This is a genomic window from Butyricicoccus sp., from assembly GCF_050872565.1.
Taxonomy (GTDB): domain Bacteria; phylum Bacillota; class Clostridia; order Oscillospirales; family Butyricicoccaceae; genus Butyricicoccus_A.
The window spans coordinates 1-2,333 of record NZ_JBNMHC010000352.1 but is presented as its reverse complement, the minus strand read 5'-3'; the positions used below and the strand labels follow the sequence as shown (position 1 = coordinate 2,333).

Genomic DNA, 2,333 nt, shown 5'->3' with positions numbered 1-2,333 from the left:
TTGCAGAGAAGCTAGGTCTGCCGGTTCCGGAAGGCAAGAAGCTGGACGAGACCATGCCGGCACGTCCGCCGGTTATGTGTGCCGGATGTCCGCACCGCGGCATGTTCTACACCCTGTCCAAGAACAAGTGCACCGTACTCGGTGACATTGGCTGCTATACGCTGGGTGCAGTCGCTCCGCTGAACGCCATTGAGATGACCTTGTGCATGGGCGCTTCGATCTCTTCGATCCATGGCTTTAACAAGGCTCTGGGCAAGGAGTCGGAGGGCAAGACGGTTGCTGTTATCGGCGACTCGACCTTTATGCATTCCGGCATGACCGGTCTGGCAAACATCGCGTATAACCAGAGCAATTCGACGGTTATTATTCTGGATAACTCGATTACCGGTATGACCGGCCATCAGCAGAACCCAACCACGGGCTATAATATTAAGGGCGATCCGGCAGGCAAGATTGATCTGGAATCTCTGTGCCACGCCATGGGCTTCGAGCGCATTCGCATTGTCGATCCGTATGATCTCAAGCAGTGCGACACTGTCCTCAAGGAAGAGCTGGCAGCAGAAGCACCGTCCGTTATCATCAGCCGCCGTCCGTGTGCGCTGCTCAAGTACGTCAAGCACAATCCGCCGCTCAAGGTAGATACCGATGCCTGCCGCGGCTGCCGCAGCTGCATGAAGCTGGGCTGTCCGGCAATCAGCATCAAGAACAACAAGGCAGTCATTGACGTGACCCTTTGCGTGGGCTGTGGTGTCTGCCAGCAGATGTGTGCGTTTGACGCGCTGAAGGCGTAAGGAGGTACTGAACATGACAACGAATGTAATGATTGTAGGTGTCGGCGGTCAGGGCTCCCTGTTGGCAAGTAAGCTGCTCGGACGTCTGCTGCTCGACCAGGATTATGATGTAAAGGTTTCCGAAGTGCATGGCATGAGCCAGCGCGGCGGCAGCGTAGTTACCTATGTTCGCTTTGGCGATCACGTGTATTCCCCGATTATTGACAAGGGCGAAGCGGACTTCATCGTTTCGTTTGAGAAGCTGGAAGCAGCTCGCTGGATGGAATACCTCAAGCCGGGCGGACGCGTTATCGTCAACACGCAGGAAATTGACCCGATGCCGGTTATCACTGGTGCCGCACAGTATCCGTCTGATTTGGTAGAAAAGATGGAAGCTGCTGGCGCAAAGGTCGATGCGATGGATGCTCTGGCAATTGCTACGGAGGCAGGCTCTGCTAAGGCAGTGAATATTGCACTGATGGGCAGACTGTCCCGCTATTTCGATCAGATCAGCGAACAGGCTTGGCTGGATGCACTGGGAGCAAGCGTTCCGGCAAAGTTCTTGGAGCTGAATAAAAAGGCTTTCCATCTCGGAAGAGTAGAATAAATACATTTTTTCAGGAGAAATCCCTCTCAGGGAGCAGGGACACGAGGAATGTCCCTTAGAGAGACGCAGATACATCGGAGAGCAGGCAGGCTCTCTGTAGAAATCAGAACAAAGTCCCCGCTGAGCACCTTCTCGGAAGGAATGCGCAGCGGGGAAGGACTGATTTCATGCGAACACAAGGAGATTAATGGGAAATGAGCAAGTATTATCAGCCGGAAATTGAGACAATGCCGGTTGACCAGCTGAAGGCGCTGCAGAGCGAGCGTCTGGTCGCACAGGTCAAGTATGTCTATGACAATGTAGAATTTTACCGCAACAAGATGGACGAAGCAGGCGTCAAGCCGGAAGATATTCACGGCATTGAAGATCTGCATCTGCTGCCGTTTATCACCAAGGACGACTTGAAGGATCAGTATCCGTATGGTCTGCTCGCCAAGCCGCTGGCAGACTGCGTGCGCATCCAGTCCACCAGTGGTACGACAGGCCGCCGCGTCGTTGCGTTCTACACCCAGCATGATATTGACCTGTGGGAAGACTGCTGTGCGCGTGCGATTGTCGCAGCGGGCGGCACAAAGGAAGATGTCTGCCACGTTTGCTATGGCTATGGTCTGTTTACCGGCGGCCCGGGACTCAATGGCGGCTCGCATAAAGTCGGCTGCCTGACCCTGCCGATGTCGTCCGGCAACACCGAGCGTCAGCTGCAGTTTATGACGGATCTCGGCTCGACCATTTTGTGCTGCACCCCGTCTTATGCGGCTTATCTGGGCGAGAGCGTCAATGAACGCGGTCTGCGCGATAAGATCAAGCTCAAGGCTGGTATTTTCGGTGCAGAGGCGTGGACGGAAGAGATGCGCCACAGCATTGAGGAGAGTCTCGGCATCAAGGCATACGATATTTATGGTCTGACAGAGATTTCCGGTCCGGGCGTTTCCTTTGAGTGTGAGGAGCAGAACGGT

Annotated in this window: 3 protein-coding genes; all 3 read left to right on the top strand. The window is 54.6% G+C overall.

Annotated elements, in window-relative coordinates; all coding sequences use genetic code 11:
- A partial coding sequence (locus ACR0P9_RS11245; protein WP_432620188.1) for a thiamine pyrophosphate-dependent enzyme occupies nt 1-791 on the top strand: 791 nt, incomplete at its 5' end.
- A gap of 13 nt (nt 792-804) precedes the next feature.
- Nucleotides 805-1,377: an indolepyruvate oxidoreductase subunit beta gene (locus tag ACR0P9_RS11240; RefSeq protein WP_432620186.1), complete on the top strand. Its 573-nt coding sequence runs from the start codon at nt 805-807 to the stop codon at nt 1,375-1,377.
- A 194-nt stretch (nt 1,378-1,571) separates the two neighbouring features.
- A partial coding sequence (locus ACR0P9_RS11235; RefSeq protein ID WP_432620184.1) for a phenylacetate--CoA ligase family protein occupies nt 1,572-2,333 on the top strand: 762 nt, incomplete at its 3' end.